The organism is Phenylobacterium sp. (assembly GCF_037189685.1).
Lineage (GTDB): Bacteria > Pseudomonadota > Alphaproteobacteria > Caulobacterales > Caulobacteraceae > Phenylobacterium.
In genome coordinates this window covers 39,258-64,340 of the sequence record NZ_JBBCIT010000009.1, presented here as the reverse complement: position 1 = coordinate 64,340, position 25,083 = coordinate 39,258, and the positions used below count along the sequence as shown (strand labels likewise).

Here is a 25,083-nt window from a genome sequence, read left to right as displayed (position 1 = left end):
GGACCCGTCCGGGCAGACTGAGGGGGCTTCCGCTCAAAACGAAGGAACAAACCTCTTTCAGAACAAATAAAGAACATGCACGCTCGCCCCATGCTGGCGCACCATGAGACGCGCGACTTCGCCAAGGGCCTTCGCCGGACGCTGAGCCTGCCCGAGGGCCTTCTGTGGTGCGCCATCAAGGGACGCAAGGTCCGGGGCCTGCATTTCCGGAAGCAGCATCCCGTCGGCCCCTATGTACTCGACGTCTACTGCCACGAGGCGCGCCTCTGCGTGGAGGTCGACGGCGCTTCCCACGGGTTGGGAGATCAGCCAGGGAAGGATGCCCGGCGCGACGGCTGGCTGCGGGATCGGGGCGTCCGCACCCTCAGGATCTCGGCCGCCTGTGTTCTTGAGGACGTGGACGACGCGGTGGGGACGATCCTGGCGTTCCTGGAGGATGACGGCGCGACCGTCTGAGCGGAAGCCCCCTCCGTCGCCCCGGCCCTCGTCCGGGGCGCCACCTCCCCCTGCGGGGGAGGAATTGCCTACTCGTCCTCCTCGAACCGGCCCCGGACCAGGGCGGTGAGGGCGGCGATGGCGGCGAAGGCGTCCTCGCCGCGGGCCTCGATGTCGATCCGGCAGCCCGGCGAGGCGGCCAGCATCATCAGGCCCATGATCGAGCGGGCGTCGACAGTCTGGCCGTTGTTGGTGACCCGGACCTCGGCGTCGAAGGTCCCGGCCAGCTTCACGAACTTCGCCGAGGCGCGGGCGTGCAGGCCGCGCTTGTTGACGATCTCGACGGTATTGCGCGCGACGGTCAGCTCACTTCTCTCCGGCCAGGACGTAGGAGGCCACGGAGATGTACTTTCGCCCGGCTTCCTGCGCCGCTGCAACCGCGTCTTCCAGACTGACGCGGCTGCGCACGCTGGCCAGCTTGATGAGCATGGGCAGGTTCAGGCCGGCGATCACCTCGGCCTTCGTCTGCTCCATCACCGAGATCGCGAGGTTCGACGGCGTGCCGCCGAACATGTCGGTGAGGAGGATGACCCCCGAGCCGCTCTCGACCCGCCCGCAGGCGGCCAGGATGTCCTGGCGACGGCGTTCCATGTCGTCGTCGGGGCCGATGCAGATCGCCTCGACGGCGGCCTGCGGCCCCACGACGTGTTCCATCGCGAACACGAACTCTTGCGCGAGCCGGCCGTGCGTGACGATCACGACGCCGATCATGCCGAACAGTCCAAAGGGTATCCCCACCCGATGGCCCCGTGACGGGGGCGAGCCCAGCTAGATACCCCTCTTGTGCGCCGCGTCAAAGGCTTCGAGGGCGCGGCCGAGTTTCGCAGGGGCCGACAATTCGAACGCCGATGCAGTCAGAAGTGGCACATCGATCCCGGAAATCGTCTCGGTTGCGGGGTCGGGCAGGCGCTCGGGCGTCCCGAGGCGAACGACCAGCCCGATCTCGGCGAAGGCCACGGGCTCGACCGGGATCACCCCCAGCCCGCGCGCCTCGATCAGGCCCCGCAGCGCCGCGGGCGCACGGCCGAAGGGGCGCCCCTCGCCGGCCCAGACCAGCACGCGGTCGTCGGCCACCAGCCGGAAACCGTGGTCCAGCGCCCGCAGAGCCAGGTCGCTCTTTCCCGCCCCCGACGGTCCCTCGATCAGCGCGCCCAGCCAGCGGCCCCGGATGCGGCGCGCGATCAGGCCGGCGTGGCGGATGTCGTCCATCAGCCGCCGGCCACCGGCAGGATCAGGGTGAAGATCGCGCCCAGCACGCGCCCCTCGGCGCCGATGTGGTTCTCGGCCCTCAGGGTCCCGCCGTGGGCGGCGGCGATCTGGCGGGCGATCGACAGCCCGAGGCCGGAGTTGCCCCCGAACGCCGCGCCCTTGGGCCGCGAGGTGTAGAAGCGTTCGAAGATGGTCTCGAGGTTCTCGGGCGGGACGCCCGGCCCCTGGTCGGCCACCGTGACGATGGCCTCGCCGCGCACGCGCACCAAGCCGACGGTGACCACGCCGTCCTTCGGGCTGAACGACCGGGCGTTGTCGATGAGGTTGCGCACGATCTGGCCCAGCGGCCCTTCGCGGCCCATCACGGTCACGGTCTCGGAGCCTTTGTGGGGGGCGAACTCCACCCTCACGTCGCCGGGCTTCGCCGTGGCCTGGTACAGGCTGGCGATGTCGGCGATCAGCCGCCGCAGGTCGACGGCCCGCGGCTGGTCCCGCGACAGCTCGGCGTCCAGGCGCGACGCGTTGGAGATGTCGGTCACCAGGCGGTCCAGCCGCTGCACGTCGTTCTTGAGCACGTTCAGCAGGCGTTCGCGCGCCGCGGGATCGGTCACGAGGTCGAGGGTCTCCACCGCGCTGCGCAGCGAGGTGAGCGGGTTGCGGATCTCGTGCGCCACGTCGGCGGCGAAGGCCTCGATGGCGTCCATCCGCTCGGACAGCGCCTGGGTCATGGCCTCGAGGCTGCGGGTCAGGTCGCCCACCTCGTCGTCGCGCCGCGCGAGGTCGGGCAGCGAGATGGCGCGCGCGCGGGCCTGCCGCACGCGGTCGGCGGCCCGGGCCATCCGCAGCACCGGCTGGGCCACCAGGCGGCTGATGAGCAGCGACGAGGCCAGGGTCACCGCCACGGCGATCAGGATGAAGGGGATCAGCGCGGCCCGCTCGCGCGCGATGATGGCGTCGACGTCGCTGGCCTCCAGCGTCACCACGCCCAGCACGGCGCGGACATGCCGGATCGGGATCGACACCGACACCACGCGCCGCCCGCGGTCGCCCTCGCGCATGCCCGCCCAGGCGCGGCCCTGGAGCGCGGTGGCCACCTCGCCCTGCAACGCCTGCTGGATCTGGTCGCGGGTGGGCGCGCGCGCCGGCGGCAGCAGGCGGAAATCCATCGGTTGCTCGTCGCGGGCGCGGGCCGGCGGCAGCACGCGGCGCTCGACCTCGTCGGCCATCCACTCGCTGTCGGCGACCAGCCGGCCCTCGCTGTCGAACAGGCGGGCGCGCTGGGCCCTGGGGTTCGACAGGGTCTGGAGCAGCTCGGTGGCGAGGGCGGCGTCCATCTGGGGCGTGGGCTCGCCCACCGTGGCCGCCTGGTTCAGGATCGAGGCGATCAGCTCGCCCTGGGTCGTCAGGCTGTCGATGCGCGCGTTGACCAGGCCCCGGCGCAGCTCGTTGAGCACCAGCGCGCCCGAGACCAGGATCATCAGGCCCAGCAGGTTCAGGATCAGGATCAGCCGGCCGAGCCGCGAGCCGGGCAGCCCCGGGAAACGGCGGCGGCCGGCTGTCCGCTTCCGGGACGGCCGGCCCCGGCCTACCGGATCAGGGCCTACCGGATCGGAGCCAACGGGACCGGGACCTGCCGGATCAGGATTCGCGGTATCGGTAGCCGACGCCATAGAGGGTTTCGATCGCGTCGAACTCAGGGTCCACCTCGCGGAACTTCTTCCGCATGCGCTTGATGTGGCTGTCGATGGTGCGGTCGTCGACATAGACCTGATCGTCGTAGGCCGCGTCCATCAGGTTGTCGCGGCTCTTCACGAAGCCGGGACGCTGGGCCAGCGACTGGAGCAGCAGGAACTCGGTGACCGTCAGCTTGACGGGCCTGCCGTCCCAGAGGCTCTCGTGCCGGGCGGGATCGAGGGTGAGCTTGCCCCGTTTCAGGGCGCGGGAGTTGGGATCGCCGGCCGCGGGCGGCGGCGCCTCGTCGCCCTCGCCCCGGCCGCCCCGGCGCAGGATGGCCTTGACCCGCTCGATCAGCAGCCGCTGGCTGAACGGCTTGTGCATGTAGTCGTCGGCGCCCAGGTTGAAGCCGAGGATCTCGTCGATCTCCTCGTCCTTCGACGTCAGGATGATCACCGGCACGTCCGAGGCGCGGCGAAGGCGGCGCAGCACCTCCATCCCGTCCATGCGCGGCATCTTCACGTCGAGGATCGCGAGGTCCGGCGGATCGTTTTCCAGCGCGGCGAGGCCCGAGGCGCCGTCGTAGTAGGCCTTCACCGTGTGCCCGTGGCTTTCCAGCGCCAGGCTGACCGACGTGACGATGTTCTCGTCGTCGTCCACGAGGGTGATCTTAGCCATGTGGGGTGGAACTCTCCTTAAGCTCGTCGGGAGAAGGTATTGAGCCTTCACCGTGTTCTCAATGGGGCCGCCCGATCGGGGGTCCTGGACCTGGGGTGAAGTCAACGCGGCCTTAAGCTTATTCGCACAACCTCACGCCCTTCGTGGGGGGATGCGGGGATGGATGGATCCCGGGTGCATTTCGAAGTCTTCGTCCGCAAGGTCGCCGGCGGGCCGTGGACGCTGGATCGCGCCACGGAAAGCCGCGCCGCCGCGCTCGAAACCGCCGAGGGGCTGATGGCCGCCGGCCGTGTCGCCGCCGTGCGCGTCAGCAAGGAAGTCTTCGACGAGGAGACCCGCGAGTTCAACAGCGTCGTGATCCTGAAGCTGGGGCAGGCCGAGGTGGTGGCCAAGGCCCGGCCGCAGGTCGAGGCCCAGCCGCTCTGTGTCACGCCCCAGGACCTCTACACCCTTCACGCGCGCGAGCGGATCGGCCGGCTTCTGGAGGGCTGGCTGGAGCGCAACAACGCCACGCCCTTCGAACTGCTCCACCGGCCCGACCTGGTCGAGAAGCTGGAGGCGTCGGGCGTCGACCTGCAGCACGCCATCCAGAAGATCGCGGTGCCCGAGGCGCATGCGCGGGCGATGTCGGTGCACGAGCTGATCCGCGTCTTCCAGGCGCTGGTCGAGCGCGCGGTCGAGCGGCTGCTGAAGGACCATCGGCGCGGCGCGCTGCCCAACCTCGACAAGGAGGGCTTCGCCCGCGCCGCCGACCGGCTGGCGACCGACGCCGAGCGGGGATACCTGCTGGGCGCCGGGGTGGCGGCCTCGATCGCCGCGGCCGCAAGCTGGGCCGACAAGGTCGAGCGCCTGCTGGACCTGGCCGATGCGGCCCCGGCGAAGGGGCAGGGCCGGCCCCTGGCGCTCTTCACGGTCCAGCAGCCGCTGGCCGAGATCCTGGAGGCCAAGCCGGGCATCACCGACGTGCTGGGCAAGGGCCAGGACCTGGGCGCCAGCCTGGCGGCCATGACCCGCCTGGTCGCCTACGACGCCGTCGAGCAGCTCACGAGGATCGAGCCCGCGGTCGCGCGCGTGATGCCCGAGCTGTCGAACCTGGCCGTTCGCCTGGCGGGCTGGCTGAGCGGCGAGATCTTCCAGGACACCCGCGCCGCCATCGGCCGGCGCATCCTGCGCGAGCTGAAGGGTCCCCGGCGTCTGTGCCCGGGCGACGCCGCCCGCGAGATCGACGTCCTGCGCGCGCTGGCCATGTCGCTGACGGCCGCCGCCGGCAAGCTGATGCCGATGGAGGAGGTGCAGGACGCCTTCGCCGCCCGCTCGAAGATGCTGGTGACGGGCGACTTCGTGGAAGCCTACCTGGGCCAGGGCCAGAGCGCCCACGACGAGGTCGAGGCGCTCGTCTGGCTGGCCGAGAACGTGATCGGGGCCGCGAACAAGCGGCTTGCGGCGGGCTGGCTGAAGGCCGTCGTCCAGTCGCTCCGTTTCGAGAAGGAGATGACGGGCGTCGACGAGACTCCCGGCGTCCGCCTGGCCCAGCTCGCCGCCCTGCACCGCGCCGCCGGGCGCTGCGGCCTGGCGACGGCGGACAGCGACCCGGTCCAGGAGAAGCTGGGCGAACTGGGCGGCCGGATCGAGAGCCACGCCCGGCTGGCCGCCAGCGTCGCCCAGGCCAAGGCGCCCCTGGTCCACCGGCTGACGCTGCTGCTGAAGCTGGCCGCCGGCGAGGCCGCGCCCCTGGGGCCGGCCGCCAACCGCGCGCGGGCCGAGGCGCTCAAGCTGTTCCGGTTGGACGCCACCCGCGCCGAACTGGCCGAGCAGCCCGAGCAGATGCGCCAGGTCCGGGACCTGATCGAACAGGCGGGCCTGGCGGCCTGAGGGCCTGGCGGCCCCACGCCGCTCCCGGTCCGTGACGGCAGGCAGACAAGCGAAAGGCGGCCGGGTCGCCCCGGCCGCCTTCGCAGTGGTCGTCGGATGCGCGCCGGTGGCTAGGCCTCGGCGGATTCCTCGGCCTTTTCCGACAGGTCCTCGCCCGTCTCCTGGTCCACGATCTTCATGGAGAGGCGGGTCTTGCCGCGGTCGTCGAAGCCCAGGAGCTTGACCTTCACCGACTGGCCTTCGGTCAGGACGTCCGAGACCTTGTTCACGCGTTCCTTCGAGATCTGGCTCACGTGGACGAGGCCGTCCTTGGCGCCGAAGAAGTTCACGAAGGCGCCGAAGTCGACGATCTTGACCACCTTGCCGGTGTAGATCGTGCCCACTTCCGGCTCGCTGGCGATCGACTTGATCCAGTCGCGGGCCGCGTCGATCTTGGCCTGGTCGGCGGCCGCGATCTTGATCGTGCCGTCCTCGCCGATGTCGACCTTGGCGCCGGTCTCGGCGGTGATCTCGCGGATCACCTTGCCGCCCGAGCCGATCACCTCGCGGATCTTGTCGACCGCGATCTTGATGGTCTCGATCTTCGGCGCGAACTCGCCCAGCTCCTGGCGGGGCGCTTCCATCGCCTTGTTCATCTCGCCGAGGATGTGATCACGGCCGCCCTTCGCCTGTTCGAGGGCCTTCTTCATGATCTCCTCGGTGATCCCGGCGATCTTGATGTCCATCTGGAGCGACGTGATGCCGTCGGCGGTGCCGGCGACCTTGAAGTCCATGTCGCCCAGGTGGTCCTCGTCGCCCAGGATGTCCGAGAGGACCGCGAAGCCGTCGCTCTCGAGGATCAGGCCCATGGCGATGCCCGACACCGGCTTCTTGATCGGCACGCCGGCGTCCATCAGGGCCAGCGAGCCGCCGCAGACCGTGGCCATCGACGACGAGCCGTTCGACTCGAAGATCTCGGACACGAGGCGGATGGTGTAGGGGAACTCGTCATACGCCGGCAGCATCGGGCGGATGGCCCGCCAGGCCAGCTTGCCGTGACCCACTTCCCGCCGGCCGGGCGCGCCCATGCGGCCGGTCTCGCCCACCGAGAAGGGCGGGAAATTGTAGTGCAGCATGAACTTCTCGTAGTACTTGCCTTCGAGAGCGTCGATCAGCTGTTCGTCGTCGCCGGTGCCCAGGGTGGCCACGCAGAGCGACTGGGTCTCGCCGCGGGTGAACAGCGCCGAGCCGTGGGCCCGGGGCAGAACGCCCACTTCGCAGACGATCTGGCGGACCTGGTCGACCTTGCGGCCGTCGATGCGGACGCCGGTGTCCAGGATGTTCCGGCGGACGACGTCCGCTTCGAGGTCCTTGAAGATCGAGCCCAGCTTGTCGGGTGCGAGGCCCGCCGGATTCTCGTCCGACTTGCCGAACGTGGCGACCGCCTTCTCCTTGGCGGCGCCGACGGCGACGTGGCGCTCCATCTTGGCGACGATCTTGTAGGCGGCGGCCAGGTCCTTGCCGATGGCCTTCTTCACTTCGGCCTTGATGGCGTCGGTGTCGTCGGCGACGAACTCGAAGGGCTCCTTGGCGGAGTGTTCGGCCAGTTCGATGATCGCGTCGATCACCGGCTGCATGCCCTTGTGGGCGAAGGTGACGCCGCCCAGGACTTCGGCTTCCGACAGTTCCTGGATCTCGGATTCGACCATCATCACGGCGTCGGAGGTGCCGGCCACGACGAGGTCCATCTTGCTCTCCTTCTGCTCGTCGAGCGTCGGGTTCAGCACGTATTCGCCGTTGATGTAGCCGACGCGCGCGGCGCCGATCGGGCCCATGAAGGGCGCGCCCGAGATCACCAGGGCGGCCGAGGCGGCGACCAGGGCGACGATGTCGGGATCGTTCTCCAGGTCATGCGCCAGCACGGTGGTGACGACCTGGACTTCGTTCTTGAAGCCCTTCACGAACAGCGGGCGGATCGGACGGTCGATCAGGCGGCTGGTCAGGGTTTCCTTTTGCGAGGGCGCCCCCTCGCGGCGGGGGAAGCTGCCGGGGATCTTGCCCGCGGCGTAGAACTTCTCCTGGTAGTTGACGGTGAGCGGGAAGAAGTCCTGGCCGGGCTTCGCGCTCTTGGCGAAGACGGCGGTCGCCAGGACCATGGTCTCGCCGTAGGTGGCCAGGACGGCGCCGTCGGCCTGACGGGCCATGCGGCCGGTTTCGAGCGTGAGGGTCTTGCCTCCCCACTCGAGCGTCTTTCTTTTGATGTCGAACATTTTGGCTTCTTTCTGGTCCCGCGGGCGTATTCCCGACGGGGCGGACAGGGATCGGTGACAGGGGATCGGTCGTTCCGAAATCCTCTCCAATGGCACAGGCGATGAGGATCTCTTGCGACCCTCGGCGTGTGTGGGGCGCAACTGCCCCGGTCGCCGCATGCGTCCCCCGGCCTGTGACGGAGGAGCGGCCTCAATTAAACCCTGTCATCCCGGTTTCGCCGAAGGCGAAGACCGGGACCCAGGGGACAGGCGCCACGCGTGGACCTGGATCCCCGCCTTCGCGGGGACAGGCTTAGCGGCGCAGGCCCAGCTTCTCGATGAGCGCCTGATAGCGAGCCACGTCGGACTTCTTCAGGTGGTCGAGGAGCGAACGGCGGGCGGAGACCAGCTTCAGCAGGCCCCGGCGCGAGTGGTTGTCCTTCTTGTGCGTCTTGAAGTGCTCGGTGAGGTTCGCGATCCGCTCGGACATGATCGCCACCTGGACTTCGGCGCTGCCCGTGTCCGCGTCGCCGCGGGCATGGGTCTTGATGACTTCGGCTTTACGTTCGGCCGTGATCGACATCGGAGTCTCCAGCTCGGCTAAAGATTGAAGACCCGCGACGGCTCGAGCCGGCCGGCGCGCATCTCGCAGAGCGCCACCATCATCCCGCCCGCCATTGCGGAAACGGTGCGCGAGCCCGGCTTGAGCCCGGCCTTCACCGCTTCGACCTGTCGGGGAACGAGAACGATCGATCGTCCCTGCTTCAATCGGAAGGCGTCTTCGTCGGTCACGGCCAGCACCGGGATGTCGTCCAGTGCGGTCTCGACCGGAAGCAGGGCCTCCGACTGGCGGGCCTCATAGCCCAAATCCTCAAGCGTTTCCAGCGTCACGGCGTTCTGCGTCGTGAAGCCGCCCACACGCGTGCGGCGAAGCTCGCTCACATGCCCGCAGGCCCCGAGCGCCTCGGCGATGTCGCGGACCAGGGCGCGGACATATGTGCCCTTGCCGCAGTCGGCCTCGAGCGTGACGTGGTCGGCGTCCGGGACGTCGGCGACGCGCAGGTCGAAGACGTCGATCTTCCGCGAGGCTAGCTCCACCGTCTCGCCCGCCCGGGCCAGGTCGTAGGCGCGCTCGCCGTCCACCTTGATCGCCGAGTAGGCCGGCGGGACCTGGTCGATCTCGCCGATGAAGCGCGACAGGACGGCCTCGACCTCGCCTGCCGCCGGCCGCACGTCCGAGGACGCCAGCGTCTCGCCTTCGCGGTCGTAGGTGGCGGTGGTGCGGCCCCAGGCGATGGTGAAGCGATAGGCCTTGTCGGCGTCGACCAGGAACGGGACCGTCTTGGTCGCCTCGCCCAGGGCGATGGGGAGGACGCCGGTGGCCAGCGGATCCAGCGTGCCGGCGTGGCCCGCCTTCTGGGCGTCGAACAGCCGCCGGACGCGGCTGACGGCGAAGGTGGACGTCAGGTCGTAGGGCTTGTCGAGATTGATCCAGCCCGAGATCGCCTGGCCCTTCTTGCGGCGGGCCATGCCTAGTCCTCGTCCTTCCCTTGCTCCCCCTCGGGGGGAGCTGTCGGCAAAGCCGACTGAGGGGGCTCCCCCCTCCGGCCCTCCGGATCATCTCCCCCAGAGGGGGAGGATGGCGCCAGGTCCTGGCGCACGCGCGGATCGTCGAAGAGGCGCGCCATCCGCGCCGCCTCGTCGAAGGTCTCGTCGTGACGGAAGTGCAGGTCGGGCGTGAACCGCATGTCGATCATCCGGCCCAGGTGGCCGCGGACGAACTTCGAGTGCTTGTTCAGGGCCTTGACCACCTCCTCGGCGTTCTCGCCGCCCAGAGGTTCGACGAAGACGGTGGCGTGACGCAGGTCGGCGTTCACCCGGACTTCGGTCACGGTCACCGACACGCCGGCCAGCACCGGATCGTTGATCTCCTCCTCGCGGAAGATCTCGACGAGGGCGTGGCGCACCAGTTCGCCGGCGCGCAGCTGCCGCTGCGACGGGCCCTTGGGCGCCGCGCGGCCTTGGGATTGGGGTCGTTTCATGGGGGTCCGGCCTCGAGACCTGGCGGACGGATCGGACGCCCGCTCAGGGAAGCGGCGGCTTCTAGTCGCGCGGGGGCCGGGTGTCCAGCCCGCGGGGGCCTCAAGCGTTCGTCCGCTCCCGGAAGAACGCGATCACCCGCTGCTCGGCCGCCTTCGTCGGCCCGTCCTCCCTGAGGTGCAGGGTCAGCACCGAATGCGGGGGGATGAACGCCGGGGCCGCGTCGGCGTCGTCGAGTTCGATGGCCTCGAACCGGTCGCCCAGCTCGCGGCGGTAGGTCTCGAAGCGGGCGTCCGGGACCAGCTTGTCGCTCCGGAACCGCAGGCCGATCACCGACAGGTCCTCGGCCGCCAGCCGGCCCTTCACGCACGACAGCTCCTCGCGGGAGACGCCGATCGTCGGCGACCCCTTCCGGCCGACCGGAAGCGACGGCTGCGAGAGCACCGGCGCCACGACGCTGGGATCGGTCATCATCGCCAGGGCGAAGCCGCCCGTGAAGCACATGCCCACCGCGCCCACGCCCCGGCCCCCGCACTCGGCGTGGGCCTGGCGCGCCAGCGCGCGGAGCCAGTCGACGACCGGGCTCGACCGGTCCCCGCGCCAGACGAGGAATTCGCGCCGCATGCACAGCACGCCCACCATCGTCGCCGTGGTGTAGGCGCGGTCCACCGGCTTACCGGGCTTTCCGAACAGGCTGGGGCAGAAGACGGTCATGCCCGCCGCGGCCACCCGGTCGGCGAACCGGATCACCTGGGGGTGCAGCCCCGGCATCTCGTGCATGACGACCACCGCCGGCCCGGCGCCGCGCCGGTAGACCGGGAAGGTCCGCCCCTCGTGCGTGAAGTCGAACCTCGTATAGGCGCCGAGCGCCGCCTCGTGTCCCATGCCCCGCTCCCTCTCGTCGGCGGGAGCTTAAGCGGATCAGCCGGGCAGGCGCAGCATGGAAAGATCGCCCTCGAAGCCCGAGAGGCGCCAGCGGCCCTCCGGCGACTCGGTGAAATAGAGCAGGCAGGGCCCGCCCTTCTTCGACATGGCGCAGACCCGGCCGTCCGGAACGCGCTTCAGCAGCGTGGACACGGCCATCGGCCCGGGGATCTTCGCGTCGCGCCGGTAGCCGTAGTATTCCGCCACCGCCCGGAAGACGTCCGGCCGCAGGAAGGCGTCGCCGGCCAGGTCGGCCAGGGCGGGCGCCAGAAGGGCCGTCAGGGCGGCGGGCGCCCGCGGGTCGCGCCGGGCTTCGGCCACCAGCCGGGCCTGGACCTCCTGCTTCAGCGCGCGCTTGTCCACGAGGGCGTCGAACGTGGCCCGGTCGCCGTCCCGGATCGAGATCAGCAGGGCGTGGACGTCGGAGGCGGCGTCCAGCTTCTGCACCGTGGCGCAGGCCGAAAGACAGAAGGCCAGAAGGCCGATCAGCACCGCGCGCATGCGTCTCTCCTCATCCTGAAGCTCACGACTGCCAGCCTGAACGCCGCAACCCGAACCGCGGATGAATGGCCTTCGGAATCCGCTCGTCCCCGGTGAGTTCCTATGGCCGACAGGGGGCTCCAACCGATTGGAATTGCCCTTATCACTTCATCTTACACGTGCCACTCATGCCGTATGACTCTCAGTGCTGATCCCGATGTCTCAGCCGGCCGAGCGCGCTGGCAGCATCCGGTCATGGTCACGAGAGACGAGCTCGAACGCCGTTGTCGCGGTGCGATCCTGGCGGGGGTCGAGTTCGACGATCTCCTTCAACGATCGCTGATCCCGACAGACCGGTCAGGGCTTCTCGAGATCACCGGCACACACTCTCTGTTGCTCAGCCTCAACCTCATCGAACGCCTCGACGATGAGATGCATGGCTTCAGCAGGGCGCGCCGAAAACCAGGTGAGAGCGCCATGATGCTGGCCTGCCTGGCGGATCGCAAGACGCTCGGCGCAGCGCTCGACCGCATGGTTCGGTATCTGGCCTTCAGGCAGTCGGCCTTGAGCGCGAAGGTGACGACGTCCAGGCGCTGGATCGACTTCAAGATTGCGGCGCAGGTGCGACGTGATGAAGACTCCAGCGTGCTCGAGGAGAGCCACGCGCAGTTCATTTTCCAGGCGATAAGCTGGTTCACGGGTCAGGCCGCCCCTCTCGTTCACCTGCAGACTCATAGGGCTGACCATCCCCTGCTTGGTCGTCGCCATCCCCTGCTCGGCGTCCCGCTCGTTCTCGGGCGGACGACGGCCCTGCGTTTCCCGATTTCAGCCTATAACCTCCCGAGGCGAACGGTGATCGCGGACAATCCTGTCCTTGAGGCCGTGGACCTCTGGATGAGCGGCGCGCCGGTTGCCTGGCCGCTGGCCCGACGCGACAGCCGCAATGCAGAGATCCTCAGTTCGGCGATCGCCCGGCTTCAAAGCTCTCAAGACAGCCTGGATACGATCGCGGAGAGCCTGGGCTACGCCGAGCCGCGCAGCCTCCGCCGCCTCATCAAGAACAAGACCGGGAAGAGCCCCTCGGAATGGAGAGCCTTGTCGGGCGAAACCCGCGAAAGCATGGGGGCGCTGCTGCATGCCCGTACTCGGGCGCGCGAAATGCTCGCGAGATTGATCTTCTGACGGCGAAAACGGACCGCGTCGCGCGCCAGAAACGGACCTTCCCACCCAGACCGCCGTCAATAGGTTCCCCCGGCAAACAAAAACGGGGGAAACCGAATGAGCCTTCGCCATGCCTCTGCGCGTATTCGGCTGCGCCAACTGCTCGCGACAAGCTCGGCGCTTGTCATGATGTTTGGGGCAGAGACTGCTCGGAGCCAGACGACACAGGAAACCAGCCTCGAAGAACTGGTTGTCACCGCGCAGCGACGTCAGGAGTCCCTGCGCGAGACGCCCGTCGCCGTTTCCGCCTTCGAGGGCGCAACCCTGCAAACGCGCGGCGTGAACAATCTCTCCGACATGAAGGCGATGATCCCGAGCGTGCAGATCGGCGAGAGTCTGTCCGAGACGCGCGTCGCGATCCGCGGCGTCGGCAGCCAGAGCAATCTGCTCGGCGCTTCGCCGGCTGTCGCTTACCACGTCAACGGTGTCTACCTGGAGCGGACGGGTGTCGCCGCGGCCGCCTTCTTCGACGTCGACCGGGTGGAGATCCTGCGCGGCCCGCAAGGCACGCTCTTCGGCCGCAACGCTACGGGCGGCAGCATCAACATCATCACCAACCGCGCCACGCCTGAGTTCGGCGGCTATGGCGCCGTGACGTTGGGGGCCGAGCCCTTCCACTACGGTGTCGACGCCGTCGTGAATGGCGGGCTCGACGCGGACGGCGCGCTCTCGGGCCGGATCGGTGTCCAGCGCCTCTACAACGAGGGCTACACGAAGAACCTGAGCAATGGCGGCCGGCTCGACGACGCCGACAGCTTCACGTTGCGCGCCCAGCTACGATTCAAGCCTAACGATCGGTTCGAAGCCGGCCTGATGGCGGACTACCAGCGGCAGAATACGGCGGGACCGGCCCATTGGCTCAACGGCGGGCCGGACTTTGCGATCACCCCAGCGGAACGCCTCGGCGGGACGCGGCCCGATCGGTCCCGACGCGCCGTCTTCGCGAACCAAGGTTTCAACGACAAGACCTTCCAGGGCTTGACCTTCGATGCGGCCCTGTCGACGGACCTCGGCGATTTCGAATTCCTTGCGGCCGCGCACAAGACGCATGTCGACCTGCGCGTTGACGGCGACGGCACCGAGGTGCTGTTCACGCTCACGGAGTACGATCAAACTGGAAAGCAATACTTCTCGGAACTCATCTTCCGGCCGAACCTCGGTGAGAAGTTCAACGTCCTGGCCGGCGTAAATGCTTTCCACGAACAAGCCAGCCAGCTGATCAGGGTTCCAATCCCGGGCATAAGTCTGAACCGCATCACGATCATCGATGCGGATGTTCCGACCTATGCCTATGCCGCCTTCGCGCACGGCGTTTTCTCGATCGATGACCACTGGGATGTGTTCGCCGGCGTCCGCTACTCCTTCGACAGGAAGACGATCGACGAGTCGAACAACTTCCTCGGCACGGGCGACAATCGAGCGAGCTGGGACGCCGTCACCTATCAGGTGGGGACGTCCTACGATCTCAGCCGCGACCTCAGCGCTTACGCAAGCTATTCGACCGGGTTCAAGGCCGGCGGATTCCAGGCCGGAAGCTTCACGGCGCCTTTCAACCCCGAGACCAACAAGAACCTCGAGGCCGGCCTGAAGGGCTTCTATTTCGATCGCCGGCTCGAGCTGAACATCGCGGCGTTCCGATCCTCGTACCAGGACCTGCAGGTCAATCAGGTCCGGGGCGTCGCCGCCTTCATCGACAACGCGGCCGAGGCGACGATCAAGGGCGTCGAGGTCGAAGGGCAACTGATGCTGCCCCACGGTTTCCGGGCCGAGACGACGGTCTCCCTGCTCGACGCCAGGTTCAAGGAGTTCACCACAACCGACTCGGCGCGCCCGGCATTGGGCGAACTCGACCTCAAGGGCAATCGGCTGCCCAAGGCGCCAAAGGTCGCCGCCGCCGTGGGGCTCTCGCACAGCTCGGAGCTGGAGGCTGGAAAGCTGACCCTTGGCCTGCGCTACAACTGGCAGGACAAGATCTACTTCACCGAGTTCAACTTGCCCGTCGTGTCGCAAGGCAGCGTGGGGCGCTGGGATATTACGGCCGACTTCAAGTCGGCGGACGGCCGATGGACGGCGGCCGTCTATGCCTTGAACCTGACGAACGAGCTCGTCTTCAACAACGTCAACGTGGTTTCGGCGACGCTCGGATCGGCGGCGCTGGCGAACCTGGACGCCGGGCGAAAGATCGGCGTGTCCCTACGTCGCGATTTCTGAGGGCTCGTGATGCGCTTCAGACAAACCGGCGTAGCCGCGATCGCTGCATGGGCCCTGGCGGCCGGCGCGCATGCAGCGCCCTCGCCCGCGGAAGCCTGCAACACGCTCAACGGCGCCGCCGTCAGCGCGCGGGAGATCGGCCTGCCCACGAAAGGGGCCAAGGTCGTCTCCACCGAGTTGATCGGCCCCGGCTTCGATGGCGCGGCGCTCCACCCCGAATACTGCCGCGTGCTCGGGACCATCGATCCGATCGACGCGACTGCGCCTTCCATTCGGTTCGAGCTCGATCTCCCGAGCGCCTGGAACGGAAAGTCGCTGATGATGGGCGGCGGCGGCTTCGACGGAGCCATCCCCCCCGTCAGCGGCGCCTATCTCTATCAGCCGCCCGCGGCGGTCGTTACGCCGCTTCTGCGCGGCTATGCGACCTTCGGCAGCGATTCAGGGCATCAGGCGCGGCCCGAGCTTGCGCCCATACCCGCCGTGGACGGCGCCTTCGCCGCGAACGACGAAGCCCTCCGGAACTGGGCCGGCGACGCGCTGAAGAAGACCTCCGACGCGGCGCAGCATCTCATACGGCTTCGCTACGGGCAGTCGCCCTGGCGTCGGTACTTCGTCGGCGGCTCGAACGGAGGACGTCAGGCGCTCCGTTTGCTGGAGCGTTGGCCGGCGGATGTCGATGGCGCCGTCGCCGCCTACCCCTTCCGGAACGCCGTCGAGAACGCCTTGGCCTACGGCGCGTTCAGCGAAGCCCTCGCGGCGCCCGGCGGGTACCTCGATCCCGCGCGGCAGGCCCTTGTCCAGCAGTCCGTCGTTGCGGCCTGCGACGCCGACGACGGCCTCGCCGACGGCCTGATCTCCAATCTCGGGGCCTGTCGCTTCGACGTCGCGACCTTGGCCTGCCCCGAGGGCGTCGATCGCGCCGACTGCTTGACGCCTCCCCAGCTCGAAGCCTTGCGGCGATACGAGGCGCCGCTCGCATATCGCGTCGGCGCCAGGACGATCACCTATCCGGGCGTTGCGATTTCCGGTGGCGCGGACCTGCGCGGCGCGCAGCAACTGAACGTGCGACCGCCCTCCTCGCCGCCGCAACTCGGCATGCCGACGTTCAGCTGGTTCTGGGACGGGTTCGCCCGATACGCGATCGCACGCGACGAAACGGCGAACGCGCTGCAGATCGCTGCGCAGATCGCATCCGGAAGACGCTATGGCCCCCGCGTGGCGGAACTCGCCGAACTGATCAATGTCGATGCGACGGACTTGTCGGCGTTCCGCGCCCGCTCCGGCAAGCTGATCATCTACCACGGCGCTGCCGACGCCCTGGTCAGCTTCCGCGGTACGGTCGAGTACTGGCGCGAGCTGGAAGCGCGGATGGGCCGCGAGAACGTTAGGACGTTCGCCCGCTTCTACGTGGCGCCCGGCTTCGGTCACGGCGACGGCGGCGCAAACGCCTTCGATCCACAATGGGATCCGCTCTCCCTCCTGGAGCTGTGGTCGGAACGGGGCGTAGCGCCTTCAACACCCACCGCGATCGACAAGGCGCCAGGAAGCACAGACCGCAGCCGCCCGCTCTGCGAATATCCGACATGGCCCCGGTTCGAGGGTGGAAACCCGAACGCCGCGGCGAGTTTCCGTTGCGTGGACACTTCTTCGACCGCGCCCTGAGCTGTCGGCCATGTCGCGATGGACGCCTGCGAACCTGGCCTGCGCAAGATAACAGCGGGAAGGGGGGCCAGCGTCTGCGGCGTTCCTCCCTCGGGCGCCTTTCGTGCGGGCGGTTTTTGCGCCGCCCCGCGCCTCTTCCCTGAAAGTCCCGACGATCACGCCGTCCAGACGTCGCCGTCCCGGGCCTCGACGGGCCAGGGCGTCAGGCGGTCGCCCGCGCAGGGACCGGCCACGCAGGCGCCGTCCATCTCGAACAGCGCGCCGTGCCCCGCGCAGAGGATATGACAGCCGTCGCGCGTCAGGTAGCGGTCGTCCAGCGCGCTGAGGGGCCAGCCGGCGTGGGGACAGGAGTCCACGAAGCCGCGGACCGTGTCGCCCCGGCGCACGACGAAGCCCGCGAACAGCTTCTGGCCCTCGCGGAAGCGGAACCCGCGCGCGCCCGGATCGGCGATCTCGGCCAGGGCGCAGAGGCGCAGGCCGGGCGCGGGCCGCGCGGGATTGGCGTCAGAGCTGGCCAACCGTCGCCCGGAACGGCCGGATCTCCACGCGCTCCCACAGGCCCGCCTTGGTGTAGGGGTCCTCGGCGTTGAACTTCCGGGCTTCCGCGATGTCGTCGGCCTCCAGGATCAGCAGCGAGCCCGCCATGTCGCCGCTTTCGGACAGGATCGGGCCGCCCACCTTGATGCTTGGGCCATAGCCGCGGGCGAAGGCCAGGTGGGCCTCCCGGGTGGCCATGCGCAGGTCCAGCGAGTCGGGCTTGTCCACGCAGAGCAGGACGAAGTGCGGCATCAGTTTTCCTCTCGAAGGGGGCGGGACAGCAGGTCGCGGATCGCCTCGTCCACCTGGACCTCGCCGGCCAGGATGGCGGCCACGGCCTCGCAAATGGGCGTCTCCACGCCGAGTTTCGCGGCGAGCTGGCGGACGGCCGGGGCCGAGGCGACCCCCTCGGCCACCGACAGCTTGCCGGCCAGGGCCTCGGCCAGCGTCGGGCCGCGGCCCAGGGCCAGGCCGACGCTCATGTTGCGCGACTGGGGGCTGGAGCAGGTGAGCACCAGGTCGCCCAGGCCGCAGAGCCCGGCCACCGTCTCGGCCTCGCCGCCCAGGGCGACGGCCAGGCGGGTGAGTTCGGAGAAGCCGCGGGTGATCAGCGCCGCATGCGCCGAGCGGCCGAGATCCCGGCCCTCGACGATGCCGCAGGCGATGGCCAGCACGTTCTTCACCGCGCCGCCGATCTCGGCGCCGATGAGGTCGTCGGCGAAATAGGGCCGGAACGCGGGCGTGGCGATCGCCTCGCCCAGCGCCTCGGCGCAGACCATGTCCGCGCAGGCCAGGGTGACGGCGCTGGGCAGGCCACGCGCCACCTCGCCGGCGAAGCTGGGGCCGGCGAGGACGGCGGCGCGGGCCTGGGGGATGGTCTCGGCCAGGACGTCGGTCATCAGCTTCAGCGAGCCCTGCTCGACGCCCTTCGAGCACAGGACGATGGGCGTCCCCGGGCGGACGCGCCCGGCGAACGCCGACAGCGTGGCGCGCATGTGCTGGGCGGGCGGCACGGCCAGGACGAAGTCGGCGGCGCCCAGGTCGGCCAGGTCGCCCGTGGCGCGGATCGAAGGCTCGAGGCCCACGCCGGGCAGGAATGGCGGGTTCTCGTGACGGGTGTTGATCGCCTGGGTCACCTCGGGCTCGCGCGCCCAGAGCAGGACGTCCCGGCCCGCGCGGGCGCACACCTGGGCGAGCGCCGTGCCCCACGCGCCGCCGCCGATGACGCCGACCGATTGCAGCGGGCCTGATGTCATGCCTTCGCGCCTTTCCGGCCGGCTCTGTGGGTCGGCGCCGCCGCCGCGGCGGCCGCGTCGAGGGGCCAGCGCGGCCGGGCGACGGCGTCCAGCGGATCGGACAGGCCCAGGGCCAGCCGCTCGGCGCCGGCCAGGGCGATCATGGCGGCGTTGTCGGTGCAGTAGGCGAGCGGCGGCGCGGCGAAGCCGAAGCCGCACGACCGGGCGACGGCCTCCAGCTCGGCGCGCACCGTCCCGTTGGCCGCCACGCCGCCGGCGACCACGAAGCGCAGGCCCCCACGGGTCCCCCCGCCGGTCCCCGCGCCGGCGTGTTCGCGGGCGTAGAGGTCCATCGCCCGCGCCGTCTTCTCCGCGAGCTGACCGGCGATGGCGGCCTGGACCGCGGCGGCGAGGTCACGGCGTTGGATGTCGGTGGTCGCCCCCTCGGCCAGCCGGGCGGCGGCGGTCTTGAGGCCCGAGAACGAGAAGTCGCAGTCCTTGCGGCCCAGCAGCATGCGCGGCAGCGCGTAGGCCTGGGCGTCGCCGCCCTCGGCCAGCCGCTCCAGCGCCGGCCCGCCGGGATAGGGCAGGCCCAGGGCCTTGGCGATCTTGTCGAACGCCTCGCCCGCCGCGTCGTCGATGGTGGAGCCCAGGCGGCGGCAGGCGCCCACGCCCTCGACGCTCAGCAACTGGCAATGCCCGCCCGACACCAGCAGCAGCAGGAAGGGATAGGGGATGTCGGCGCCCAGGCGGGCCGAGACGGCATGGCCCTCCAGGTGGTTCACCGCCACCAGCGGCAGGCCCCGCGCCAGGGCCACGGCCTTGCCGAACGACAGGCCGACCATGACGCCGCCCACCAGCCCCGGCCCCGCCGTCGCCGCGACGCCGGTCAGGCCGCCATAGCCGACGCCGGCCTGGGCCAGCGCCGCCTCGGCGATCGCCTCGATGCTCTCCACATGGGCGCGGGCGGCGATCTCGGGCACCACGCCGCCGAAGGGGGCATGGGCGGCGATCTGCGACCCCACGACGGAACTCAGCACCTCGGACCGGCCGTCCGCGCCCAGCCGCACCACCGCCGCGGCGGTCTCGTCGCAGCTCGTTTCGAGGCCGAGGACGATCTGGTCGGAAGGAGGCGTCACGGTCATCCGGTTGCCGGGGATGGCCCGCTCCTGTAGCAGGCCGCTTCAACTCGTGTCCGAGGTAGACTGCCGACCGTGCCCACGCAACCGCCCGGCCTGAAACGTCCGATCCGCATCGGCGCCCGTGGCTCGAAGCTCAGCCTGACGCAGACGGGCCATGTCCGGCGCCTGATCGCCGCGGCCCTGGGCGCCGATCCCGCCGACCCGCTCCAGGTCGAGGCCGTGACCGAGATCGTGGTCATCACCACCACGGGCGACCGGGTCCAGGACCGCCGGCTGCTGGAGATCGGCGGCAAGGGTCTCTTCACCCAGGAGATCGAGGAAGCGCTCGCGGACGGCCGCATCGACTGCGCGGTCCACTCGCTGAAGGACATGCCCGCCGAACTGCCCGAGGGCCTGTGCATCGCCGCCATCCCCGAGCGCGAGGACCCGCGCGACGCCTTCCTCAGCCGCGGCCCCGAGCGCCTGGAGGACCTGCCGCAGGGCGCGCGCCTGGGCACCGCCAGCCTGCGCCGCCAGGCCCAGTCGCTGAACCGCCGGCCCGACCTCGACGTCCGGATGCTGCGCGGCAACGTGGACACCCGCCTGGCGCGGCTCGAAGCGGGCGACGCCGACGCGATCCTGCTGGCCTATGCGGGCCTGCGCCGGCTGGGCCTGGGCCACCTGCCCAGGAGCCTGATCGACCCGCGTGAGGTCCCGCCGGCGCCGGGGCAGGGCGCCCTGGCGATCGAGGCGCGCACGGCCGATCGCGACCTGCCCTGGCTCGCCGCCCTGCGCTGCGAGGCCACCACCCTGCGGGTCACCGCCGAGCGGGGCGCGCTGGCCGCCCTGGAGGGGTCGTGCAAGACGCCCATCGGCGCCCACGCCTGGTTCGAGGGCGACCGGCTGGAGTTGGTGGTCGAGGCGCTCTCGCCCGGCGGGACCGACCGCTTCCGTCGCGCGGGCGCCGTGGACGCGCCGGGCCTGGAGGCCGCCCACGGCCTCGGCATGGCGCTGGGGGCGTCGATCAAGGCCGAGGCGGGCGACGCCATCGTGCTCTGACGCCTGCAGCGTTCCGCATTCCGCATCCTCCCGCGTTCGGCTAACACGCCCAGACCATGGCGGCCCGTCGGCAGAAAATCTGGATCACGCGCGCCCAGCCCGGCGCCGACGTCACCGCCGGGCGGGTCCGGGCGCTGGGCCACGACGCCGTCGTCGCGCCCCTGCTGGCGGTGCGCGCCCTGCCCGACGTGCGGGTCGACCTGGACGGCGTCGCCGCCCTCGCCTTCACCAGCGCCAACGGCGTGCGGGCTTTCGCCGATCTGAGCGGCGAGCGGTCGCTGAAGGTGTTCGCCGTGGGCGCCGCCACCGCCCAGGCCGCCCGCCAGGCCGGCTTCCGCTCGGTCCTGTCGGCCGACGGCGACGTCGAGGCCCTGGCCGACGGGATCGCCGGCCGCCGGGCCGAGCTGCGCGGCGTCGTCCTGCATCCGGGCGCGGCCGAGCCGGCCGGGGACCTCGCCGGCTCCCTGGAGCGGCACGGCGTGCAGGCCCGCCGTCTCGTCCTGTACGAGACGACGCCCGTCGACCTGCCGGCGTCCGAGATCCAGGCGCTGCTGCGGAGCGACGCGGTGCTGCTGCACTCGCCACGGGCCGCCCAGGTCCTCGCGGGCCACCTGAAGGCCACGCCCGCCCCCGACCTGCGAGCCCTCGGCCTGTCCAGGGCGGTGATCCGGCCCCTGGCGCGCGTCCGCCTGGCCGCGCGCGCCTGTCCGCCCTTTCCGCTGGAGGCGGCGTTGCTCAACCTCATCGACCGACGGCCCTGAGAGATGCCGGGCCCGCGGATCGTCTATCTCACGCCCTACGCCCAGGTTCTGTCGGGCGGCGCGAAGATGGTCTACCGGCACGTCGAGGCGTTGAACGCGATGGGGTTCGACGCGGTGGTCCGGCGGCCGGCGCACGTCGACCCGCCCGGCTGGTTCCGCCACGAGGCCCGCAGCGAGGACATGACGTCCCCGCTCCGCCCCGACGACATCCTCGTGCTGCCCGAGGATTCGCCCGAAGCGCTCATCCGGTGCGCGCCCCTGCCCAACCGCAAGGTCATCTTCTGTCAGAGCCTCGTGGCCATGCCGGCCTTCTGGTCGTCCGCCGTGCCGCGCGAGATCCAGGCGCGGTACCGCACGTTCCTGACGGGCAGCGAGGGCATGGCGGGCTTCGTGGCCCGCCACTTCGACTACGACATGATCTCGGTGGTGCCGGTGTTCGCCGACGAACGGCTGTTCCGGCCCGGCCCGAAGGCGAAGCTGATCGCCTGTTCGCCGCGCAAGCGCGCCTATGAGCAGCGGGCCATCCGCTACATGTTCGACCGCCTGCACCCCGACGCCGCCGCGTGGCGCTGGGAGATCCTGGAGACCGAGACCGAAGCCCGGACCGCCGAGGTGATGAGCCGTGCGTCGGTCTTCCTCAGCCTGGCGCGGATGGAGGCCACCTGCCTGACCAACCTGGAGGCCATGGCCAGCGAGTGCCTGATGACCGGCTTCACGGGCATCGGCCCCCGCGAGTACACGAGCCCCGTCAACGGCGTCTGGGTGGACGAGGACGACTGCGAAGCCGCCGCCCATGCGCTGTCCCGGGCCTGCGCCCTCGCCGACGCCGGAGGCGGCGCCGCGGCGCTGATGCGCCACGCCGCCCGGACGACGGCCGCGCGCTGGACCCACGCCGGCTTTCTCGAACGGCTCGCATCGTTCTGGCGCGACCGGATGGGCGTGACCGCATGACGCCGCGCTGGCGCCTTTGCAAATCGAGGCCTTGCGGTTAAAAGCCCGCGTCCCCGGACAGGAGCCGCCTTAGCTCAGCCGGTAGAGCGGCGCATTCGTAATGCGTAGGTCAGGTGTTCGAGTCACCTAGGCGGCACCACTCCTCCCACACTCCACGGGTTCAATGCCGGCGGCGCGGGCGGGCCGGGTCACGCCCGGTGGCGGTCCGGGTTCACGGATTTGTCCGAGCCGGCCGGCCTGGAGGGCCTCGCGCCGATGCGGGGCTCGAGTCCGTTTCCGGAGGGATCGACGATCCCTCCGGCGCCGGTTCGTGTGCACGCGGCCGCGCAGAGTCTGCGCCTTCAGCTCCCGACCGCATGGGGTCGGGGAGACCGTCAGCTCCGGCCGTTCAACGGCGTTCGCTGCCCCAGGCGTAGGCCGCGGTGAGCCGCACCTCGCGCTTGTCGCCCCATACCGAGCGATTGGTGTCGCGGATGGCCTCGTAGGTCCTGTCGAACAGGTTTTCGGCCGACAGCTCCAGCCGCCAGGTGTCGTTCGTGGCGCCGATGGCGCCGCGGGCGAGGCTGATGTTCGAGGCCTTCACCTGGTTGTTGAAGTTGATGAAGCCGGTGAAGCCCCCGCGCTCGGCGCGGTAGGAGAGCGCGGCGAAGGCGCGCCAGTCCCCGGCGACGGGCCGTTCCCAGTAGAGCTGGCCGGTGACCATCCACTCGGGGATGTTCTCGATGGTGAGGCCCTTGTAGGGGCCGCTGGTCACCTCGCCCTGGATCCAGTTCACCGCCAGCGTTCCCGACAGCAGTGAGCCGTCCGACCAGCTCTGCGAGCCCGAGGCCTCGAAGTCGACGCCGTAGCTCTCGGCCGAGCCGGCGTTGTTGCGATAGGCGCGCGAGACCAGGTCCGGGCCGAAGTCCACCAGACCCACCAGCAGCTTGCCGTAGCGGTTGTAGAAGCCGCTGGCGGCGAAGGCGACGCGTCCCACCTCCCACTTGGCGCCCGCCTCGTAGGCCGTGGCGGTCTCCTGGCCGAAGGTCGGCGGGATGCCCAGGTCGAAGACCGAGTTGCCGTTGAAGCCGCCGGCGCGCTGTCCGCGGGCCACGGAGGCGAACACGCGGAAGGTGGGGCCGACCGCGTAGCGCAGAGCCAGCGACGGGGTGAAGCTCTTGAAGGTGTCCTCGATTAGCGCCCGGCCCTCGGTGCAGGCGGGGCCGAGGGCCGGCGCCTGGAACGGCGTCTGGTAGGGGCAGGCGACGGCGCCGGACATCCGGCGCACCACGTAGTTGTCGAAGTCCTTGTCGGATTCGCCGTACCGCAGCCCGACATCGACGGTGAAGGCCTCGGTGACGCGCGCGTTCACGGCGGCGAACACCCCCCAGGTCTTTTCCTTCTCGATGGAGACGGTGTTGTTGTTGAGGGTAGGGCTGGGGGCGAGGTTGGCCGCCGAGACCGTCCGGCCGTCGCTGAGGACGAACGAGCGCGATTCCTTGCGGACGACGTTGGCGCCCACCTGGATGTCGACCCGCTCGCTGAGCGAGGTCTCGTAGCGCAGGTCCTCGCTGTAGATCTCGGTGCGGTCGTAGAAGATCAGCACGCACGACAGCGTACCGCACGAGGCCGGGAAGGCCGGCCCGAATCCGGGAGCCGAGCGGTCCGCGTCCTGAGACCAGTTGGTGTCGCGCAACCGGTAGAGAGAGGTCGAGGTGATCCGGCCCTTGCCGGTGTCGTACCGGATCTCGGTCAGCCAGTTGTTGAGGTCGCGATTGACGTCGTTCGACGCATTGTTGGCGTAGAGGAACGGGCCGTCCGTGTCCGCGGGGAAGGCTTGCGCCGGCGGCAGAGTGCGGTCGTTCACCTGGTTGGTGGTGTTGACGAAGTTCGAGGTCGAGCGTTCGTCAGAGCGGTCGTACGCCGAAAAGACCGACAGTGCCTCGGTGGGCGCCCACTGCGCCGAGACGCGGAAGCCCTCGTACTTCTCCCGGTCGCCGTAGTCCTGGGTAAAGCGGTTGTAGAAGAAGCCCTTGCCCTTATCGACCACCTGGCCGCCGACCCGCAAGGCGAAGGTGTCGCTGAGCGGAAGGTTGCCGATCACGTCGATCGCCGTGCGCTCGATCTTGGGCGAGTATGTGGTCCGCACCAGGAAGCCGGGCTCGGCGCGGGGCCGGACGCTGATGGCCTGCATCACGCCCCCCACGGCGTTCACGCCGTACAGCGACCCCTGCGGCCCGCGGATCACCTCGACCCGCTGCAGGTCGAAGAGGTCCGCGCGCGTATAGACCCGGCCGCCCAGGTTGCCGCCGGTGATGCTGGCGCCGTCGCGCAGGACCGCGACCGGCGAGTCGGCGTTGTTGGTCCGGGTGGTGCCCGCGCCCGCGCCGCGGATGTTGTTCTCGGCGTTGATCGTGCGCGCGTTGGCCAGGCCCACGCCGGGCAGCATGTAGGACAGGTCGGCCACATCCTTGACCCCGCCGCGCTGCCGAAGGGCGTCGGCTGTCACGGCGCTGACGGCGGCGGGGACGTCGCGCAGGGCTTCCTCGCGCCGGCGGGCGGTCACCACCAGTTCTTCCAGATCGGACGCGGCCGCCTGCGCCATCACTTCGCCGCTGACAGTCGCAGACAGGATCGCGGCCATCGTCACGGTCCCGAGAAGACGGGTCTTGTTCATGTGGTTCCTCCCCCTTGACTTTCGGGAAGGCGTAGGGGCTTGCTCGCTTATTGTCAATAATCTACAAAA

Annotated in this window: 24 protein-coding genes and 1 tRNA gene; 9 read left to right on the top strand and 16 right to left on the bottom strand. The window is 70.0% G+C overall.

Features of this window, described 5'->3' with window-relative positions; all coding sequences use genetic code 11:
• Positions 1–75 precede the first annotated feature (75 nt).
• A complete protein-coding gene (locus tag WG212_RS06210; RefSeq protein WP_337186208.1) occupies positions 76–456 on the top strand; it encodes a DUF559 domain-containing protein in 381 nt (126 codons plus the stop codon).
• A gap of 68 nt (positions 457–524) precedes the next feature.
• On the opposite strand, the gene WG212_RS06205 is transcribed toward WG212_RS06210, so the two are convergent.
• From WG212_RS06205 to WG212_RS06185, 5 genes are read right to left on the bottom strand one after another with little or no spacing between them, the layout of a single operon-like run.
• Positions 525–800: an HPr family phosphocarrier protein gene (locus tag WG212_RS06205; protein ID WP_337186210.1), complete on the bottom strand. Its 276-nt coding sequence runs from the start codon at positions 798–800 to the stop codon at positions 525–527.
• Position 801: 1 nt separating this feature from the next.
• Entirely contained in the window at positions 802–1,206 is a 405-nt protein-coding gene (locus WG212_RS06200; protein ID WP_337186207.1) for a PTS sugar transporter subunit IIA, read from the bottom strand.
• A gap of 57 nt (positions 1,207–1,263) precedes the next feature.
• Positions 1,264–1,704: an HPr kinase/phosphorylase gene (locus WG212_RS06195; protein WP_337186206.1), complete on the bottom strand. Its 441-nt coding sequence runs from the start codon at positions 1,702–1,704 to the stop codon at positions 1,264–1,266.
• On the bottom strand, positions 1,704–3,374 hold the full coding sequence (locus WG212_RS06190) for a stimulus-sensing domain-containing protein (protein WP_337186205.1): 1,671 nt from the start codon (positions 3,372–3,374) through the stop codon (positions 1,704–1,706). Before WG212_RS06190 ends, WG212_RS06195 begins: the two co-directional genes overlap by 1 nt.
• Positions 3,343–4,056: a response regulator transcription factor gene (locus WG212_RS06185; RefSeq protein ID WP_337186204.1), complete on the bottom strand. Its 714-nt coding sequence runs from the start codon at positions 4,054–4,056 to the stop codon at positions 3,343–3,345. The genes WG212_RS06190 and WG212_RS06185 overlap by 32 nt, the downstream gene beginning before the upstream one ends.
• 159 nt (positions 4,057–4,215) lie before the next feature.
• Here WG212_RS06185 and WG212_RS06180 point away from each other — a divergent pair, with 159 nt between their 5' ends.
• A complete protein-coding gene (locus WG212_RS06180; protein ID WP_337186203.1) occupies positions 4,216–5,928 on the top strand; it encodes a hypothetical protein in 1,713 nt (570 codons plus the stop codon).
• Positions 5,929–6,038: 110 nt separating this feature from the next.
• On the opposite strand, the gene pnp is transcribed toward WG212_RS06180, so the two are convergent.
• The 6 genes from pnp to WG212_RS06150 form a co-directional block, all read right to left on the bottom strand.
• On the bottom strand, positions 6,039–8,177 hold the full coding sequence (gene pnp, locus WG212_RS06175; RefSeq protein ID WP_337186202.1) for a polyribonucleotide nucleotidyltransferase: 2,139 nt from the start codon (positions 8,175–8,177) through the stop codon (positions 6,039–6,041).
• Positions 8,178–8,469: 292 nt separating this feature from the next.
• A complete protein-coding gene (rpsO, locus tag WG212_RS06170; protein WP_296453399.1) occupies positions 8,470–8,739 on the bottom strand; it encodes a 30S ribosomal protein S15 in 270 nt (89 codons plus the stop codon).
• Positions 8,740–8,756: 17 nt separating this feature from the next.
• Positions 8,757–9,686 (bottom strand): tRNA pseudouridine(55) synthase TruB, encoded by a 930-nt coding sequence (gene truB, locus WG212_RS06165; RefSeq protein WP_337186201.1) that lies wholly within the window; start codon positions 9,684–9,686, stop codon positions 8,757–8,759.
• A 2-nt stretch (positions 9,687–9,688) separates the two neighbouring features.
• On the bottom strand, positions 9,689–10,198 hold the full coding sequence (rbfA, locus tag WG212_RS06160) for a 30S ribosome-binding factor RbfA (protein WP_337186200.1): 510 nt from the start codon (positions 10,196–10,198) through the stop codon (positions 9,689–9,691).
• Positions 10,199–10,298: 100 nt separating this feature from the next.
• Positions 10,299–11,081 (bottom strand): dienelactone hydrolase family protein, encoded by a 783-nt coding sequence (locus WG212_RS06155; RefSeq protein ID WP_337186199.1) that lies wholly within the window; start codon positions 11,079–11,081, stop codon positions 10,299–10,301.
• A 36-nt stretch (positions 11,082–11,117) separates the two neighbouring features.
• Positions 11,118–11,621, bottom strand: coding sequence for a hypothetical protein (locus tag WG212_RS06150; protein WP_337186198.1), 504 nt, complete (start codon positions 11,619–11,621; stop codon positions 11,118–11,120).
• A 234-nt stretch (positions 11,622–11,855) separates the two neighbouring features.
• On the opposite strand from WG212_RS06150, the gene WG212_RS06145 reads away from it, so the two are divergent.
• The 3 genes from WG212_RS06145 (at position 11,856) to WG212_RS06135 (ending at position 16,694) form a co-directional block, all read left to right on the top strand.
• Positions 11,856–12,782 carry an AraC family transcriptional regulator ligand-binding domain-containing protein gene (locus tag WG212_RS06145; protein WP_337186197.1) on the top strand — a complete coding sequence of 309 codons (927 nt, stop codon included), beginning with the start codon at positions 11,856–11,858 and terminating at the stop codon, positions 12,780–12,782.
• Between the two features lie 96 nt (positions 12,783–12,878).
• The gene (locus WG212_RS06140) at positions 12,879–15,032 is read left to right on the top strand and encodes a TonB-dependent receptor (RefSeq protein WP_337186196.1); all 2,154 of its coding nucleotides are present in this window, start codon (positions 12,879–12,881) and stop codon (positions 15,030–15,032) included.
• 9 nt (positions 15,033–15,041) lie between these two features.
• Positions 15,042–16,694 carry a tannase/feruloyl esterase family alpha/beta hydrolase gene (locus WG212_RS06135; protein WP_337186195.1) on the top strand — a complete coding sequence of 551 codons (1,653 nt, stop codon included), beginning with the start codon at positions 15,042–15,044 and terminating at the stop codon, positions 16,692–16,694.
• A gap of 155 nt (positions 16,695–16,849) precedes the next feature.
• On the opposite strand, the gene WG212_RS06130 is transcribed toward WG212_RS06135, so the two are convergent.
• The 4 genes from WG212_RS06130 to tsaD are packed head-to-tail and all read right to left on the bottom strand — an operon-like array spanning position 16,850 to position 19,605.
• Positions 16,850–17,212 (bottom strand): Rieske (2Fe-2S) protein, encoded by a 363-nt coding sequence (locus WG212_RS06130; RefSeq protein WP_337186194.1) that lies wholly within the window; start codon positions 17,210–17,212, stop codon positions 16,850–16,852.
• Positions 17,199–17,483: a YciI family protein gene (locus WG212_RS06125; RefSeq protein WP_337186193.1), complete on the bottom strand. Its 285-nt coding sequence runs from the start codon at positions 17,481–17,483 to the stop codon at positions 17,199–17,201. The genes WG212_RS06130 and WG212_RS06125 overlap by 14 nt, the downstream gene beginning before the upstream one ends.
• Positions 17,483–18,487, bottom strand: coding sequence for an NAD(P)H-dependent glycerol-3-phosphate dehydrogenase (locus WG212_RS06120; protein WP_337186192.1), 1,005 nt, complete (start codon positions 18,485–18,487; stop codon positions 17,483–17,485). The genes WG212_RS06125 and WG212_RS06120 overlap by 1 nt, the downstream gene beginning before the upstream one ends.
• Complete coding sequence (tsaD, locus tag WG212_RS06115; RefSeq protein ID WP_337186191.1) at positions 18,484–19,605, bottom strand: tRNA (adenosine(37)-N6)-threonylcarbamoyltransferase complex transferase subunit TsaD; 1,122 nt, start codon at positions 19,603–19,605, stop codon at positions 18,484–18,486. Before tsaD ends, WG212_RS06120 begins: the two co-directional genes overlap by 4 nt.
• A gap of 96 nt (positions 19,606–19,701) precedes the next feature.
• Here tsaD and hemC point away from each other — a divergent pair, with 96 nt between their 5' ends.
• The 4 genes from hemC to WG212_RS06095 all read left to right on the top strand — a co-directional run bounded on the left by hemC (position 19,702) and on the right by WG212_RS06095 (position 22,497).
• Positions 19,702–20,646, top strand: a complete 945-nt coding sequence (hemC, locus tag WG212_RS06110) for a hydroxymethylbilane synthase (protein ID WP_337186209.1) — start codon at positions 19,702–19,704, stop codon at positions 20,644–20,646.
• Positions 20,647–20,702: 56 nt separating this feature from the next.
• Positions 20,703–21,407: a uroporphyrinogen-III synthase gene (locus tag WG212_RS06105; protein WP_337186190.1), complete on the top strand. Its 705-nt coding sequence runs from the start codon at positions 20,703–20,705 to the stop codon at positions 21,405–21,407.
• A 3-nt stretch (positions 21,408–21,410) separates the two neighbouring features.
• The gene (locus tag WG212_RS06100) at positions 21,411–22,358 is read left to right on the top strand and encodes a hypothetical protein (RefSeq protein WP_337186189.1); all 948 of its coding nucleotides are present in this window, start codon (positions 21,411–21,413) and stop codon (positions 22,356–22,358) included.
• A 63-nt stretch (positions 22,359–22,421) separates the two neighbouring features.
• Positions 22,422–22,497 (top strand) — tRNA-Thr (locus tag WG212_RS06095).
• 249 nt (positions 22,498–22,746) lie between these two features.
• On the opposite strand, the gene WG212_RS06090 is transcribed toward WG212_RS06095, so the two are convergent.
• The gene (locus WG212_RS06090) at positions 22,747–25,014 is read right to left on the bottom strand and encodes a TonB-dependent receptor (protein ID WP_337186188.1); all 2,268 of its coding nucleotides are present in this window, start codon (positions 25,012–25,014) and stop codon (positions 22,747–22,749) included.
• Between the last annotated feature and the right edge of the window lie 69 nt (positions 25,015–25,083).